A 1,249-nucleotide genomic window follows, 5' to 3' on the forward strand; every position below is an offset into this window, starting at 1 on the left:
GACGAGCGTTCCGATCCCGGAGAGGACGGCGACCGCGGCGACGGCGAGCGGGCCTCCGGCCACGAGCGCCACGACACCTGCGGCGACCGTCGCAGCGACGATCGCGCGCAGGCGGCCGGTGGCGGCGAGGAAAGCGACGGGGAGCGCCACGAGCACCTGGGCGACACCGACGGGTATCAGCCCGGTGACGACCGACAGCACAGCCGTCAACGTCCCGAAGACCGCCGCTGCGGCGGCCTCCGGTGGTCGGAGATGTCCCCGTGTCCTGGTCACCGATCGCACCGGCCCCAGTGTGCCAGCCGTTAACGCAACTGCTTCTCCGGTGGCGTCATCTCCACCCGTACGCCGACGAGGCGAACCTCGCGGTCGTGATCGAAGCGGCCGAGCAGTCCGACGGCCGCATCGGTGACGGCTGCGAGATCCGTGGTGGGCGACGGCAGGGCGACACTCGCGGTGTGGGTGACGAACGGCGCGTAGCGGATCTTCAGCGCGACGCGCACTCCCGCTCGTCCCTCACCGCGGACGTCGTCGACCGCCCGCGCCGCGAGATCGCGCACGCACTGCGCGAGTGCACTCCAGTCGCCGACGTTGTGCTGGAAGGTCGTCTCCCGGCTGCGCGACCGGGCCACCCACGGCTCCGTCGACACCTCCGTCGAGCCGGCACCGGCGCCGAGGCCGACGAGCCACGGACCGGTCTTGGGTCCGAACCGCGCTGCCATCTCGTCGACCGGGGCACGCGCCAGCTCGCGGACCGTGCGGATGCCCATGGTGTCGAGTTTCTTCACCGTGCGCGAACCGATGCCCCACAGCGAATCGGGTGAGCGCTCCCCCATCACCGCGAACCAGTTGTCGCGCGTCAGCCGGAAGACACCGCGGGGTTTTCCGAAGCCCGTTGCGATCTTCGCGCGCAGGACGTTGTCGCCGATCCCGATGGAGCAGTGCAGACCGGTCGCGTCGAGCACCGCGGCCTGCACCTCGCGCGCGAACGCCTCCGGATCGTGGGTCTGCACGCCCATGAACGCCTCGTCCCAGCCGAGCACGTCGACCACCCCGTCGAAGCCGCGGAGGGTGTCCATCACGACCTGCGACACCTCGTTGTAGGTGTCGGCGTCGACGGGCAGGAAGACCGCGTCGGGGATCTTGCGCGCCGCGACCCGCAGCGGCATTCCCGACCCCACCCCGTGGGCCCGCGCTTCGTACGACGCCGTGGAGACGACTCCGCGCTCGGTGGGGTCGCCGCGACCGCCGA

General features: G+C 71.6%; 1 protein-coding gene and 1 pseudogene. Both read right to left on the reverse strand.

What is annotated here, in order from left to right:
* Positions 1–273: pseudogene (locus tag R1101_RS28515) on the reverse strand (ABC transporter); the annotation flags it as partial.
* A 29-nt stretch (positions 274–302) separates the two neighbouring features.
* Positions 303–1,249: DNA polymerase IV (locus R1101_RS0123770; RefSeq protein ID WP_016935659.1), on the reverse strand; the 947-nt coding region annotated here is incomplete at its 5' end.

Origin of the sequence: Rhodococcus sp. R1101 (assembly GCF_000278445.1) — a bacterium.
In the GTDB taxonomy this organism is placed as follows: Bacteria; Actinomycetota; Actinomycetes; order Mycobacteriales; family Mycobacteriaceae; genus Rhodococcus; species Rhodococcus gordoniae.